The sequence below is a fragment of the Bacillus sp. FJAT-14266 genome (assembly GCF_001719225.1).
Classification (GTDB): Bacteria; Bacillota; Bacilli; order Bacillales; family Bacillaceae; genus Bacillus; species Bacillus subtilis.
Genome location: NZ_CP017072.1, coordinates 3,942,001 through 3,956,323, shown reverse-complemented (window position 1 = coordinate 3,956,323; position 14,323 = coordinate 3,942,001). Strand labels below are relative to the sequence as shown.

Sequence of the window (14,323 nt, the reverse complement as noted above, 5' to 3'; positions counted from 1 at the left end):
GAAAAGCATGACAACAGAAAATCAAAATCCGCTTGTTCTCGATAAAAATGAAGAGATTTCCCAGCAAAAAGCTGACGATATCCGTCTTCAGCTCCGTCAGGAACCAGAAGTGAAGCGGCTTGCTCAACAAATTGACGTCAAAAACCAAATGGAGCTGCTTGAGTACGGCAAGGAGCCGGCCGTTGAAATATCCAAGTTCTCTGACCGCATCTTGGGGATGATGAAAACAACAAGCGTGACAGACTCCGGCACAATGCTGACTCAGCTTGGGAAAATCATGGACCGCTTCGACAAAAATGATTTTGATGAGCCAAAGGGATTAATGGCGAAAATTTTCAAACGCGGCGGCAGCATGATTGAAAAAATCTTTAAAAAGTATCAGACGCTTGGCGGAGAGATTGAAAAAATCCACGTTGAGATTTCAAAATACAAAGATGAGATGACGAAGACGAACTACACGCTCGATGAAATGTATGAAAACAATATCAAATACTATATGGAGCTTGAAAAATACGTCGTTGCCGGGCAGATGAAACTGGAAGAGATGCAGTCGATCCTTCCTTCATATGAGGAAAAAGCGGCAAGCGGGAACCAGCTGGCGCAAATGCAGCTCGATACGTTGCGCAACGGCATTCAGGCGCTTGAGGAACGGGTGTATGATCTGGATATGGCACGGATGGTGGCGCTTCAAACTGCTCCTCAAATCCGTCTCCTGCAGCGAGGAAATGCAAAGCTGATCGGGAAAATCAACTCGGCGTTTATCATTACCATTCCGATTTTCAAAAACGGCATTATTCAGGCTGTTACGGTAAAGCGGCAAAAGCTTGTGGCTGATTCCATGAGCGAGCTTGACCGCCGGACAAACGAGATGCTGAAACGAAATGCTGAAAACATCTCGAGCCAAAGTGTTGAAATTGCCAGAATGGCCGGCAGACCGAGCATAGATATTGAAACGATCGAATCGTCTTGGAACACGATTGTCAGCGGCATGCAGGAAACAAAACAAATCGAAGAAGAAAACAAGCGCCTCCGCGAAGACGGCGCGAGACGAATTGCACAGCTTCAGGATAATATTAAAAAAGCAGCATTGCAGCAATAATAAAAACCCCGCTTGTGGAACATAAGCGGGGTTTTTCAATTACATCATTTAGTTAATGACAATGTGTAAAGACAGGTGTAAACTTAAACGGTAATCATTTTGCATATCAGAGGTGTTGGCAATGGGAAAACAACAGCCTATATCCCAGCGTAAACTGCTGGGCGTCGCCGGTTTGGGGTGGCTGTTTGATGCAATGGATGTCGGAATATTATCGTTTATTATCGCCGCGCTCCATGTAGAGTGGAATCTGTCGCCCGAGGAAATGAAATGGATCGGAAGCGTCAATTCCATCGGCATGGCTGCGGGTGCGTTTTTGTTTGGTTTGCTGGCTGATCGAATCGGCCGCAAACAAGTGTTTATCATCACCCTTTTATGCTTTTCCATCGGAAGCGGCATTTCCGCTTTTGTGACGAGCTTATCGGCATTTCTAATCCTTCGTTTCGTGATTGGTATGGGACTTGGCGGAGAGCTTCCAGTCGCTTCAACACTCGTTTCGGAAGCGGTTGTGCCTGAAAAGCGAGGCAGAGTGATTGTGCTTTTGGAAAGCTTTTGGGCCGTGGGCTGGCTCGCAGCGGCCTTGATTTCTTACTTTGTGATACCAAGCTTTGGCTGGCAGGCTGCCCTGCTGTTAACTGCGCTGACTGCTTTTTATGCGCTGTACCTGCGGACGAGTTTGCCTGATTCGCCGAAATATGAATCGCTTTCTGCCAAAAAGAGGTCGGTGTGGGAGAATGTAAAAAGCGTCTGGGCAAGACAGTATATACGGCCGACCGTGATGCTGTCGATCGTTTGGTTCTGTGTGGTGTTTTCTTATTACGGCATGTTCCTATGGCTCCCGAGTGTTATGCTGCTGAAAGGCTTCAGCATGATTCAAAGCTTTGAATATGTCCTGCTGATGACGCTTGCTCAGCTACCTGGCTATTTCTCTGCCGCATGGCTGATTGAAAAAGCGGGCCGGAAGTGGATACTCGTCATTTACTTGATTGGCACAGCAGGAAGCGCCTATTTCTTCGGAACGGCGGATTCCTTAAGTCTTCTGCTTACGGCTGGAATGCTGTTATCGTTTTTCAATCTCGGTGCATGGGGCGTGCTGTATGCTTATACCCCGGAGCAATACCCGACTGCGATTCGAGCAACAGGTTCAGGAACGACAGCAGCGTTTGGAAGAATCGGCGGCATCTTCGGGCCTTTGCTCGTCGGAACTCTGGCAGCCCGTCATATTTCGTTTTCGGTCATCTTTTCAATCTTTTGCATTGCAATCTTACTCGCGGTTGCTTGTATTTTGATTATGGGGAAAGAAACGAAACAAACTGAGCTAGAATAGGAAAAGCACCTCTTGAAAGAGGTGCTTTCAGCGTGTCGACAAACCCTCGCATTCGTTGTCAGGACTGCGCTTCGGTGCTCAATGCGAAGTGGATCAACGGCTAAATTCTCAGGCGTCCTGCCTAAACGCCGTCGTCATCACATCCTGTGAATGTCCGCTCCTATGCTCGTCCTTCCTAGACTTCAAGGGTTTTCAATCACGCTGAAAAGATGACAAAATCCTAAAATGAAAACCATTTTAGGATTTTGTCAACAATCTGAGGCACCTCTTGAATGAGGTGCTTTTTTTTTTTACATCTGCGCCCGGGCTGCGGATTGGCGTTTCCCGGTTTTACTGATTGCCTGGTAGAGCGTCATAGAAAGTATGAACAAAATGGCAGTAAATCCTGTGACAGCTCCGAAATGCTGTGTGCTTTGATATAAAAAACCTGCAATACTTGTACCGACAGTGGTCCCGGCATACATAGCGGCATTGGAAAGGGAAGCGATGGTTCCTCGCGCATTTGGTGCAATGGATTGAAAGACACCCATCATTAACGGAAAGATGATGCCAGCTGTAAAGAACGTGAGAAAAAAGCCGGCTTCTACTAAAAACAAGTTTGGAAAGAACGGAAGAGCGAAATAGAGAGCGCCCATTAGCAGCATCCCGCTGATCAGTGTTTTAAACATGCCCAGCTTTTCTGAAACCCGGCTGCCGATAAGGCTCCCGAGCATATTTCCCAGTCCGAGTACAAGCATAGCTGCGCCAATTTGTGACACGGTTAAATGATAATCCGCGGAAAGCCAAGTACCCAGAAAGCTGAACGAAGCGAAGTTTCCGGTTTGAAACAGAAAATAGGCAAGCAGAATGACCGATGTTTTCGGCAATGAAAAAAGCTCCCGGTAGGGGTTGACAATTGATGGTCGCGCCAATGGTTCAGAAGGCAGGATATCAGGCATGACCGCCGCCAGGATCAATAGAAGAATAAGCGAGCACGCTGACAAAACGAAAAATGGCGTATGCCATGTAAAGGAAGCGAGAAACCCTCCAATAGGAAGTCCGAGCATTTGTGAAGCGGCCAAACCTGCTGTCGCAATCCCCATGCCTTTTATGATCTGAGAAGGCTGGACAATGACTGGGATGGACGCCCAAATTTGAGGCGTCACAAACGCAGCGCTAACGCCTGCGGCAAAACGGAACAGGCACATGGCGGCAAAAGAGGGAGCGATGCCGCATAAAAATGTGGATACGATAAAGCCTGCAAGTCCCCACAGCATGACTGTTTTCCTGTTCAGCCGGTCTGAGATTGGGCCTGCAATGAAAGCGAAGAGCGCATAACCGAGTGCATAAGCACTGACCATCCAGCCTGACAAATCAGTAGAGACATGAAACTGATCCTGTAAAAGGGGGAGAAGCGGCGAAAGCAAAAAGGTATCCGTGCCAATGACAAACATGACACTGAAGAAAAGCCAAATGCGATTCAAATTTTATCACTCCTATTGTTTTATAACTTTGAAACTATGAAACAGATATGTATAGAGAAAACCCTTTGTTAGAGGGTTTCCAAAAAGCCAGGCAGGTATGTTTGAAATGTGTCTTCACGCAGACTGACGTATTTTGTCCGCGAATCTTTCCGGGTTGCCGTCAATCCCGCTTCACGCAACGTTTTAAAATGATAAGATGCCGTGGTTTTGACAATATTGCACTTTTCACCTACTTCACCGCAGCTGAGTTCTTTTCCGCTGACATAAAGCGTACGAATAATGGCAAGCCTTGATTCATCAGACAGTGCTTTAAAAATTTGCGCTCTGATTTGATCATCTGATTGTTTCATAGTCATGAAACTATAATACATAATGGGTGTTGAAAAAGCAACTTATTTTTCCAGTAAAGGAGCAGGAAGTCATAAGAGGAAGGAGGAATTCAATTCCAATAAAAGCGTTTTCAACTAAAGATAGGCGAAAAATCACCCGTAAAATACAATCATATAGGAGGATTACAGAGCATTTAGAAGCATAAATAAGATCATGTGGTCACATGGATGTTTATAAAGAAATGGTACAGAATAAAAGAGAATATGCTGTTTGTGTGGGAAGTTACATAAATGTTACGGTAATAAAGATTGCTTAATATGGAGGGAAAATATGAGTGTAGATGAGAAACCAATTAAGATAAAAGTCGAGAAAGTCTCTAAGATTTTTGGGAAACAAACAAAGAAGGCAGTTCAAATGCTTGCCAACGGAAAGACAAAAAAAGAGATCCTGAAAGCAACCGGATCAACCGTTGGGGTTAATCAGGCAGATTTTGAAGTATATGATGGTGAGATATTTGTCATCATGGGTCTATCAGGGAGCGGTAAATCAACTTTAGTACGGATGTTAAACCGGCTTATTGAACCGACTGCCGGAAGTATTTACATTGATGGTGACATGATAACAAATATGTCAAAAGACCAGCTCCGGGAAGTCCGCCGGAAAAAAATCAGCATGGTCTTCCAAAAGTTCGCTCTGTTCCCGCACAGAACGATACTTGAAAACACAGAATACGGACTGGAGCTTCAAGGCGTAGACAAACAAGAACGGCAGCAAAAAGCGCTTGAGTCTCTTAAGCTCGTCGGGCTCGAAGGATTTGAACACCAATATCCAGACCAGCTTTCCGGCGGGATGCAGCAGCGTGTCGGCCTTGCCCGCGCGTTGACAAATGATCCGGACATCCTTCTGATGGACGAAGCGTTCAGTGCGCTTGACCCACTGATTCGTAAAGATATGCAGGATGAGCTTCTTGATCTTCACGATAATGTCGGAAAAACAATTATCTTTATTACGCATGACTTGGACGAAGCGTTGCGGATCGGCGACAGAATTGTCCTAATGAAGGACGGCAATATCGTTCAAATCGGCACGCCTGAAGAAATCCTGATGAATCCATCTAACGAATATGTTGAGAAATTCGTCGAAGATGTTGATTTGTCTAAAGTCCTCACAGCAGGCCACATTATGAAACGCGCTGAAACAGTGCGGATTGATAAAGGGCCTCGCGTAGCATTGACACTGATGAAAAACCTTGGAATTTCTTCAATTTATGCAGTGGATAAACAAAAGAAATTATTAGGTGTTATCTATGCGTCTGATGCGAAAAAAGCGGCTGAGTCTGATTTATCACTTCAAGACATCTTGAATACAGAATTTACGACTGTACCAGAGAATACGTATCTGACTGAGATTTTTGACGTTGTGTCCGATGCGAATATTCCAATTGCGGTTGTGGATGAGAAGCAAAGAATGAAAGGAATTGTCGTAAGAGGCGCGCTGATTGGCGCACTTGCCGGCAATAACGAGTATATCAATGCTGAAGGCACTGGTGAACAAACACAAGATCCTTCTGTACAGGAGGTGAAGTAAGATGGATAGACTGCCTAGAATACCTTTAGCAGATATCATTGACCGTTTTGTTGACTGGATTACGATGACGTTTGGCGGATTCTTCGACGGAATCGCTAACGGATTGGCCGCTTTTGTAAATGGAATTGTCACCGGTCTTGGATTTATTCCATCTATTTTGTTAACGATTATTTTCGCCGCACTTGCGTGGTGGATCAGTACAAGGGGAATTGCGTTATTTACGTTGATTGGATTCCTCCTGATCGATTATTTAGGATATTGGGACCCAATGCTGCAAACATTGGCGCTTGTTTTGACATCTGTGATTATTTCGATTGTGGTCGGGGTTCCGATCGGAATTTGGGCGTCTCAGAAAGAAACGGTTCGCCGTATTGTAACGCCAATTCTTGATTTAATGCAGACAATGCCTGCTTTCGTATATCTATTGCCGGCGATTTTCTTCTTTAACATCGGTGTTGTGCCGGGTGTTGTTGCATCTGTTATCTTCGCGATGCCGCCGACAATCCGCATGACTGTTCTCGGTATAAAACAAGTGCCGGCGGATCTGATTGAAGCGACTGAGGCATTCGGTTCTACAACAGCTCAGCGTTTGTTTAAAGTTCAGCTCCCGCTTGCGACAAAAACCATTTTGGCCGGGATCAACCAAAGCATCATGCTTGCGTTATCAATGGTTGTTATTGCCGCAATGGTCGGTGCACCGGGACTTGGTTCTGAAGTATACAGTGCCGTTACACAGCTGAAAACCGGGGTCGGAGTAGAGGCCGGTATCGCCATCGTTATCGTTGCCATTACCCTGGACCGTATTACTCAAAATATTAAAGTGAAGAAGAAAAGCAGGGGGAATGCCTGATGCTTAAAAAAATCATCGGCATCGGCGTTTCCGCCATGCTGGCGCTCTCACTTGCGGCTTGCGGTTCAGAAAACGATGAAAATGCATCCGCAGCAGAACAAGTGAATAAGACCATCATCGGGATTGACCCCGGTTCAGGGATTATGTCCCTGACTGACAAAGCGATGAAGGATTATGACCTGAATGACTGGACATTGATTTCAGCGTCAAGTGCTGCGATGACTGCTACGCTTAAAAAGTCATACGACCGTAAGAAACCGATTATCATTACAGGATGGACACCGCATTGGATGTTCTCCAGATATAAGCTGAAATATCTCGATGATCCGAAACAATCTTATGGCAGCGCAGAGGAAATCCATACGATCACACGCAAAGGCTTCAGCAAAGAGCAGCCGAATGCCGCAAAGCTTCTGAGCCAGTTTAAATGGACGCAAGACGAAATGGGCGAAATCATGATCAAGGTGGAAGAAGGCGAGAAACCTGCCAAAGTTGCTGCTGAGTACGTCAATAAACACAAGGATCAGATAGCCGAATGGACAAAAGGCGTTCAAAAGGTGAAGGGAGACAAAATCAACCTTGCCTATGTGGCGTGGGACAGTGAGATTGCAAGTACAAACGTCATAGGCAAAGTCTTAGAAGACTTGGGCTATGAGGTAACACTTACTCAGGTAGAGGCTGGGCCGATGTGGACTGCAATTGCGACGGGAAGTGCGGATGCATCCCTTTCCGCATGGCTGCCGAATACCCATAAAGCATACGCCGCTAAATATAAAGGCAAATATGATGATATTGGCACCAGTATGACTGGTGTGAAGATGGGGCTTGTTGTTCCTCAATATATGAAAAATGTCAACTCAATTGAAGATTTGAAGAAGTAATCAAAAAAGCAGCCTGTGTCAGGCTGCTTTTTTTGCGTTAAGAAGCGTTAGCGGCAGCAAGTGATTCCGCCTTCTGAAATGTTTTGAGCACGGCGTTCGCCAAAATATGAATGCCGGTAAACATCGCATTTCTGTCAAAGGTCATGTGCGGATGATGGAGCCCCGGCTGGAGCCCGCAGCCTAGTCCGAGCATCGTTGTTTTCAGATTCGGCACCTTCACGGCGTAAAAATGGAAATCCTCTCCGCCGGTAGTGACAAGCGGGTCATCAAGCCGCTCAGCCCCGATGATATCTGTAATGGCTTCTGCCATGATCGCTTCAGCTTCTTTGTTTTGTGTTGCCGCAGGAAGGCTGTGTTCTTTTTGCAGATCGATTTTTGCGCCGAATGCAGCGGCGGCCGCTTCACAGGCTCTTTCTGTCTCGGCGATTAACGCCTCCATGGCTTCATTGGTCTGTGCGCGCAAATCAAGGCTGAACGATGCTTTTCCTGGAATGATGTTAGAGCTTTCACCGCCGGCTTGAAGTTTTGTCATTTTGACGGTATGCGGGATTTGCGGGTCAATATGAATGAGTCCGAGCTTATGTACAAGAAATGCCGCAATTTCAATGCTGTTTTTCCCGAGGTGCGGACGGGCGCCATGAGCCTCTTCCCCGATGATCGTTCCCTCAATGTGCTGGCTTGATCCGTGCAGAATAGACGGAGCGCAGCGGCCGTTCTGTGTTTCCTGGATCGGACGGACGTGAACGCCATACAAATAGTCGATATCATCAAGCACGCCTTCTTCTATCATTTTCAAGGCGCCGCCGCCTTTTTCTTCTGCCGGCTGAAAGATAAAACGGATTGTGCCCTTCGGAAGCTCAGGTTGTTTTTTTAGCAGCATTAACGTGCCCAATGCCATTGTCATATGTGAATCGTGTCCGCAGGAATGGTTGGCGCTAAATGTGCCGTTAACCTCCTGCCACAGCGCGTCAATATCAGCGCGTACCGCTACAACAGGTGAGCCTGAGCCGATTTCGCCGACAACCCCGGTGCAGTCTGAAAACGTGCGCGTCCGGCACCCTAAATCCTCAAGCTTTTGTTTCAAAAATGAAGTTGTCTCATATTCCTTCCAGCTGACTTCAGGGTTCGCGTGCAGATGCTCGAAGATGTCCATAATGGTTTGTTTCATGTCTTCTGAAAGCTTTTGCATGGTTAGAAATACCTCCTTCTATCAGAATGAATTTTTACCTTCTTTACTTTATTTATATTGAAACAGGAAGATAGGCTGTATATAATATAGCACATATTGCTACTTTTCAGAATAATTAATATTTTCAAACAGAGGGGATGGATCGAAATATGAGTATGCCAGCAGCCGAAACACAGCCTAAGAAAAAACGTATGACATTTAAAATGCCTGACGCCTATGTCCTCTTATTTATGATTGCTTTCATTTGCGCAATCGCTTCATATATTGTGCCGGCAGGTGAATTTGACCGCGTGACAAAGGGGGATGTCACGACCGCTGTTCCGGGAAGCTATCATTCAATTGAACAGTCTCCGGTCAGCTTGATCAGCTTTTTTACTTCTCTACAGGATGGAATGGTTGGATCAGCACCCATCATCTTTCTGATTTTATTCACAGGCGGCACCATTGCTATTCTAGAAAAAACGGGTGCCATCAATGGCCTGATTTACAATGTCATCAGCAAATTCCGCACAAAGCAATTATTATTTATTTGTATTGTCGGCGCATTGTTCTCCATTCTCGGAACAACCGGGATTGTCGTGAATTCAGTTATCGGTTTTATCCCCATCGGCCTCATTGTGGCACGATCCTTAAAATGGGACGCAGTCGCGGGAGCCGCTGTTATATACATCGGCTGCTACGCTGGATTTAACTCCACCATATTATCACCGTCACCGCTCGGTTTATCACAATCAATCGCGGAGCTCCCTCTTTTCTCAGGAATCGGCCTGCGAGTTGTGATATACATATGCTTTTTGCTGTCTTCTATTATTTATATCTATTTGTATACGAGAAAATTAAAAAAATCAAAAGATGCCAGTGTGTTAGGAACAGATTGGTTCCCTGCGGCAGGAATGGCCGAAGCCGGTAAAGAAGAAGATCAGTCAGTGCCGTTTACCGTTCGCCATAAGCTGATTTTGGCTGTGGCGGGACTCTCACTTGTCGGATTTTTATACGGCGCTTTGAAGCTTGGCTGGTCAGATTCCCAAATGGCTGCGACATTTATTTTTATTTCTGTCCTTGCCGGTTTAATAGGCGGGCTTGCGGCGAACGATATTGCTAAAACCTTCATTACGGGCTGCCAAAGTCTTGTATACGGGGCGCTGATTGTCGGGATGGCACGAAGCATTTCCGTTATCCTTGAAAATGGAAAGCTTCTCGATACTGTCGTCAATGCTTTGGCTTCACTTTTGGATGGTTTCAGCCCGATTGCCGGGGCAATCGGCATGTATATCGCCAGTGCGCTGCTTCATTTTCTCATCTCTTCAGGTTCTGGCGAAGCCGTTGTATTTATTCCAATACTGGCGCCGCTCGCTGATTTGATGGGAATCACGAGACAGGTTGCGGTGGAGGCAGTTATGCTTGGAGAAGGGGTCGTCAACTGTGTGAACCCGACATCCGGCGTTCTCATGGCGGTGCTTGCCGCCAGCGGTATTCCGTATGTCAAGTGGCTGCGGTTTATGGTGCCGCTTGCTCTGATTTGGTTCTTGATCGGGCTTGTCTTTATCGTGATCGGCGTCATGATCAATTGGGGGCCGTTTTAACGATTGCTGCCCGCCGGCTTGTACGGCGGGCTTTTGAGTTATTCATTGCAGAAGCGCAGGCTGTTATTGTAACATGTAAGCCATAAGCCATTCGTAAAAGTGCGGGAGGAAGGTCATGAATAATCTGCGTAATAGACTTTCAGGCGTGAATGGGAAAAATAAGAGAGTAAAAGAAAAAGAACAAAAAATCTGGTCGGAGATTGGGATGATAGCGGGAGCATTTGCGCTGCTTGATGTGATCATCCGCGGCATTATGTTTGAATTTCCGTTTAAAGAATGGGCTGCAAGCCTTGTGTTTTTGTTCATCATTATCTTATATTACTGCATCAGGGCTGCGGCATCCGGAATGCTCATGCCGAGAATAGACACCAAAGAAGAACTGCAAAAACGGGTGAAGCAGCAGCGAATAGAATCAATTGCGGTCGCCTTTGCGGTAGTGGTGCTTACGATGTACGACAGGGGGATTCCCCATACATTCTTCGCTTGGCTAAAAATGATTCTTCTTTTTATCGTCTGCGGCGGTGTTCTGTTTCTGCTTCGGTATGTGATTGTGAAGCTGGCTTACAGAAGAGCGGTAAAAGAAGAAATAAAAAAGAAATCATCTTGAAAAATAGATGGTTTCTTTTTTTGTTTGGAAAGCGAGGGAAGCGTTCACAGTTTCGGGCAGCTTTTTTTATAGGAACATTGATTTGTATTCACTCTGCCAAGTTGTTTTGATAGAGTGATTGTGATAATTTAAAATGTAAGCGTTAACAAAATTATCCAGTCTTCACATCAGGTTGAAAGGAGGAAGCGGAAGATTGAAGTAAGAGCGATTTTTGACTCCGAAGTAAGTCTTCAAAAAATCAAATAAGGAGTGTCAAGAATGTTTGCAAAACGATTCAAAACCTCTTTACTGCCGTTATTCGCTGGATTTTTATTGCTGTTTCATTTGGTTCTGGCAGGACCGGCGGCTGCGAGTGCTGAAACGGCGAACAAATCGAATGAGCTTACAGCACCGTCGATCAAAAGCGGAACCATTCTTCATGCATGGAATTGGTCGTTCAATACGTTAAAACATAATATGAAGGATATTCATGATGCAGGATATACAGCCATTCAGACATCTCCGATTAACCAAGTAAAGGAAGGGAACCAAGGAAATAAAAGCATGTCGAACTGGTACTGGCTCTATCAGCCGACATCGTACCAAATTGGCAACCGTTACTTAGGAACTGAACAAGAATTTAAAGAAATGTGTGCAGCCGCTGAAGAATATGGCATAAAGGTCATTGTTGACGCGGTCATCAATCATACCACCAGTGATTATGCCGCGATTTCCAATGAGATTAAGAGTATTCCAAACTGGACACATGGAAACACGCAAATTAAAAACTGGTCTGATCGATGGGATGTCACGCAGAATTCATTGCTCGGGCTGTATGACTGGAATACACAAAATACACAAGTACAGTCCTATTTGAAACGGTTCTTAGAAAGAGCATTGAATGACGGGGCAGATGGATTTCGCTTTGATGCCGCTAAACATATAGAGCTTCCGGATGATGGGAGTTACGGCAGTCAATTTTGGCCGAATATCACAAATACAGCTGCAGAGTTCCAATACGGAGAAATCCTGCAGGATAGTGCCTCCAGAGATGCTTCATATGCGAATTATATGAATGTGACAGCGTCTAACCATGGGCATTCCATAAGGTCCGCTTTAAAGAATCGCAATCTGGGCGTGTCGAATATCTCCCACTATGCATCTGATGTGTCTGCGGACAAGCTAGTGACATGGGTGGAGTCGCATGATACGTATGCCAATGATGATGAAGAGTCGACATGGATGAGCGATGATGATATCCGTTTAGGCTGGGCGGTGATAGCTTCTCGTTCAGGCAGTACGCCTCTTTTCTTTTCCAGGCCTGAGGGAGGCGGAAATGGTGTGAGATTCCCGGGGAAAAGCCAAATAGGCGATCGCGGGAGTGCTTTATTTGAAGATCAGGCTATCACTGCGGTCAATAGATTTCACAATGTGATGGCAGGACAGCCTGAGGAACTCTCGAACCCAAATGGAAACAACCAGATATTTATGAATCAGCGCGGCTCACATGGCGTTGTGCTGGCAAATGCAGGTTCATCCTCTGTTTCTATCAATACGCCAACAAAATTGCCTGATGGCAGGTATGACAATAAAGCTGGGGCAGGTTCATTTCAAGTGAATGATGGTAAACTGACAGGCACGATCAATGCCAGGTCTGTGGCTGTGCTTTATCCTGATGATATTGCACAAGCGCCTCATGTTTTCCTTGAGAATTACAAAACAGGTGTAACACATTCTTTCAATGATCAACTGACGATTACCTTGCGTGCAGATGCGAATACAACAAAAGCCGTTTATCAAATCAATAATGGACCAGAGACGGCGTTTAAGGATGGAGATCAATTCACAATCGGAAAAGGAGATCCATTTGGCAAAACATACACCATCATGTTAAAAGGAACGAACAGTGATGGTGTAACGAGGACCGAGGAATACAGTTTTATTAAAAGAGATCCAGCTTCGGCCAAAACCATCGGCTATCAAAATCCGAATCATTGGAGCCAGGTAAATGCTTATATCTATAAACATGATGGGGGCCAGGCAATTGAATTGACCGGATCTTGGCCTGGAAAACCAATGACTAAAAATGCAGACGGAATTTACACGCTGACTCTGCCTGCGGACACGGATACAACCAACGCAAAAGTGATTTTTAATAATGGCAGCGCCCAAGTGCCTGGCCAGAATCAGCCTGGCTTTGATTACGTGCAAAATGGTTTATATAATGACTCGGGCTTAAGCGGTTCTCTTCCTTATTGAGGACAAGGCTAGACTGGACTTACCGAAAGAAACCATCATAGATGGTTTCTTTTTTGTTCATAAATCAGACAAAACTTTTCCCTTGCAAAAGTTTGTGAAGTGTTGCACAATATAAATGTGAAATACTTCACAAACAAAAAGACATCAAAGAGAAACATACCCTGGAAGGATGATTAATGATGAACAAACATGTAAATAAAGTAGCTTTAATCGGAGCGGGTTTTGTTGGAAGCAGTTATGCATTTGCGTTAATTAACCAAGGGATCACAGATGAGCTTGTGGTCATTGATGTAAATAAAGAAAAAGCAATGGGCGATGTGATGGATTTAAACCACGGAAAGGCGTTTGCGCCACAACCGGTCAAAACATCTTACGGAACATATGAAGACTGCAAGGATGCTGATATTGTCTGCATTTGCGCCGGAGCAAACCAAAAACCTGGTGAGACACGCCTTGAATTAGTAGAAAAGAACTTGAAGATTTTCAAAGGCATCGTTAATGAAGTCATGGCGAGCGGATTTGACGGTATTTTCTTAATCGCGACAAATCCGGTTGATATCCTGACTTACGCAACATGGAAATTCAGCGGCCTGCCAAAAGAGCGGGTGATCGGAAGCGGCACAACACTAGATTCTGCGAGATTCCGTTTCATGCTGAGCGAATACTTTGGCGCAGCGCCTCAAAACGTACACGCGCATATTATCGGAGAGCACGGCGACACAGAGCTTCCTGTTTGGAGCCACGCGAATGTCGGCGGTGTGCCGGTCAGTGAACTCGTTGAGAAAAACGATGCGTACAAACAAGAGGAGCTGGACCAAATTGTAGATGATGTGAAAAACGCAGCTTACCATATCATTGAGAAAAAAGGCGCGACTTATTATGGGGTTGCGATGAGTCTTGCTCGCATTACAAAAGCCATTCTTCATAATGAAAACAGCATATTAACTGTCAGCACATATTTGGACGGGCAATACGGTGCAGATGACGTGTACATCGGTGTGCCGGCTGTCGTGAACCGCGGAGGGATCGCAGGTATCACTGAGCTGAACTTAAATGAGAAAGAAAAAGAACAGTTCCTTCACAGCGCCGGCGTCCTTAAAAACATTTTAAAACCTCATTTTGCAGAACAAAAAGTCAACTAACCGCAACTTTAGAGTAAAGGGCTGATTGTC

The 14,323-nt window shown here is 45.4% G+C and carries 11 protein-coding genes and 1 pseudogene; 9 read left to right on the top strand and 3 right to left on the bottom strand.

Annotated elements, in window-relative coordinates; all coding sequences use genetic code 11:
* Positions 1 to 7: 7 nt before the first annotated feature.
* On the top strand, positions 8 to 1,099 hold the full coding sequence (locus tag BGM23_RS20405; protein WP_003234715.1) for a toxic anion resistance protein: 1,092 nt from the start codon (positions 8 to 10) through the stop codon (positions 1,097 to 1,099).
* A 121-nt stretch (positions 1,100 to 1,220) separates the two neighbouring features.
* On the top strand, positions 1,221 to 2,423 hold the full coding sequence (niaP, locus tag BGM23_RS20400; protein WP_032722887.1) for a niacin permease NiaP: 1,203 nt from the start codon (positions 1,221 to 1,223) through the stop codon (positions 2,421 to 2,423).
* 290 nt (positions 2,424 to 2,713) lie between these two features.
* On the opposite strand, the gene BGM23_RS20395 is transcribed toward niaP, so the two are convergent.
* Together BGM23_RS20395 and BGM23_RS20390 are read right to left on the bottom strand one after the other, a co-directional pair.
* Positions 2,714 to 3,886: an MFS transporter gene (locus BGM23_RS20395; protein ID WP_029317213.1), complete on the bottom strand. Its 1,173-nt coding sequence runs from the start codon at positions 3,884 to 3,886 to the stop codon at positions 2,714 to 2,716.
* Positions 3,887 to 3,954: 68 nt separating this feature from the next.
* Complete coding sequence (locus tag BGM23_RS20390; RefSeq protein WP_010886398.1) at positions 3,955 to 4,257, bottom strand: ArsR/SmtB family transcription factor; 303 nt, start codon at positions 4,255 to 4,257, stop codon at positions 3,955 to 3,957.
* A 289-nt stretch (positions 4,258 to 4,546) separates the two neighbouring features.
* Between BGM23_RS20390 and opuAA the strand changes: the two genes are divergently transcribed.
* From opuAA to opuAC, 3 genes are read left to right on the top strand one after another with little or no spacing between them, the layout of a single operon-like run.
* The gene (opuAA, locus tag BGM23_RS20385; RefSeq protein WP_029727052.1) at positions 4,547 to 5,803 is read left to right on the top strand and encodes a glycine/proline betaine ABC transporter ATP-binding protein OpuAA; all 1,257 of its coding nucleotides are present in this window, start codon (positions 4,547 to 4,549) and stop codon (positions 5,801 to 5,803) included.
* A 1-nt stretch (position 5,804) separates the two neighbouring features.
* Entirely contained in the window at positions 5,805 to 6,653 is an 849-nt protein-coding gene (opuAB, locus tag BGM23_RS20380) for a glycine/proline betaine ABC transporter permease subunit OpuAB (RefSeq protein WP_003234703.1), read from the top strand.
* Positions 6,653 to 7,534 (top strand): glycine/proline betaine ABC transporter substrate-binding protein OpuAC, encoded by an 882-nt coding sequence (gene opuAC, locus BGM23_RS20375; RefSeq protein WP_003246462.1) that lies wholly within the window; start codon positions 6,653 to 6,655, stop codon positions 7,532 to 7,534. Before opuAB ends, opuAC begins: the two co-directional genes overlap by 1 nt.
* A 37-nt stretch (positions 7,535 to 7,571) precedes the next feature.
* Here opuAC and BGM23_RS20370 read toward each other — a convergent pair whose 3' ends face one another.
* Positions 7,572 to 8,723, bottom strand: coding sequence for a M20 peptidase aminoacylase family protein (locus BGM23_RS20370; RefSeq protein WP_029727053.1), 1,152 nt, complete (start codon positions 8,721 to 8,723; stop codon positions 7,572 to 7,574).
* Between the two features lie 149 nt (positions 8,724 to 8,872).
* Between BGM23_RS20370 and BGM23_RS20365 the strand changes: the two genes are divergently transcribed.
* The 4 genes and pseudogenes from BGM23_RS20365 (at position 8,873) to BGM23_RS20345 (ending at position 14,293) form a co-directional block, all read left to right on the top strand.
* Positions 8,873 to 10,306, top strand: a complete 1,434-nt coding sequence (locus BGM23_RS20365) for a YfcC family protein (RefSeq protein WP_029727054.1) — start codon at positions 8,873 to 8,875, stop codon at positions 10,304 to 10,306.
* Between the two features lie 115 nt (positions 10,307 to 10,421).
* Positions 10,422 to 11,023: pseudogene (locus BGM23_RS20355) on the top strand (DUF6773 family protein).
* 148 nt (positions 11,024 to 11,171) lie between these two features.
* Positions 11,172 to 13,151, top strand: coding sequence for an alpha-amylase (gene amyE, locus BGM23_RS20350; RefSeq protein ID WP_029727055.1), 1,980 nt, complete (start codon positions 11,172 to 11,174; stop codon positions 13,149 to 13,151).
* A 176-nt stretch (positions 13,152 to 13,327) separates the two neighbouring features.
* The gene (locus tag BGM23_RS20345; RefSeq protein WP_046160029.1) at positions 13,328 to 14,293 is read left to right on the top strand and encodes an L-lactate dehydrogenase; all 966 of its coding nucleotides are present in this window, start codon (positions 13,328 to 13,330) and stop codon (positions 14,291 to 14,293) included.
* Positions 14,294 to 14,323: the final 30 nt, after the last annotated feature.

Bases quoted from the DNA above. Each gene is read 5' to 3' on its own strand.
- niaP (WP_032722887.1), top strand. From the start codon at position 1,221: ATGGGAAAACAACAGCCTATATCCCAGCGTAAACTGCTGGGCGTCGCC.
- opuAC (WP_003246462.1), top strand. From the start codon at position 6,653: ATGCTTAAAAAAATCATCGGCATCGGCGTTTCCGCCATGCTGGCGCTC.
- amyE (WP_029727055.1), top strand. From the start codon at position 11,172: ATGTTTGCAAAACGATTCAAAACCTCTTTACTGCCGTTATTCGCTGGA.
- opuAA (WP_029727052.1), top strand. From the start codon at position 4,547: ATGAGTGTAGATGAGAAACCAATTAAGATAAAAGTCGAGAAAGTCTCT.
- opuAB (WP_003234703.1), top strand. From the start codon at position 5,805: ATGGATAGACTGCCTAGAATACCTTTAGCAGATATCATTGACCGTTTT.
- BGM23_RS20345 (WP_046160029.1), top strand. From the start codon at position 13,328: ATGATGAACAAACATGTAAATAAAGTAGCTTTAATCGGAGCGGGTTTT.
- BGM23_RS20370 (WP_029727053.1), bottom strand. From the start codon at position 8,723: ATGCAAAAGCTTTCAGAAGACATGAAACAAACCATTATGGACATCTTC.
- BGM23_RS20365 (WP_029727054.1), top strand. From the start codon at position 8,873: ATGAGTATGCCAGCAGCCGAAACACAGCCTAAGAAAAAACGTATGACA.
- BGM23_RS20405 (WP_003234715.1), top strand. From the start codon at position 8: ATGACAACAGAAAATCAAAATCCGCTTGTTCTCGATAAAAATGAAGAG.
- BGM23_RS20390 (WP_010886398.1), bottom strand. From the start codon at position 4,257: ATGTATTATAGTTTCATGACTATGAAACAATCAGATGATCAAATCAGA.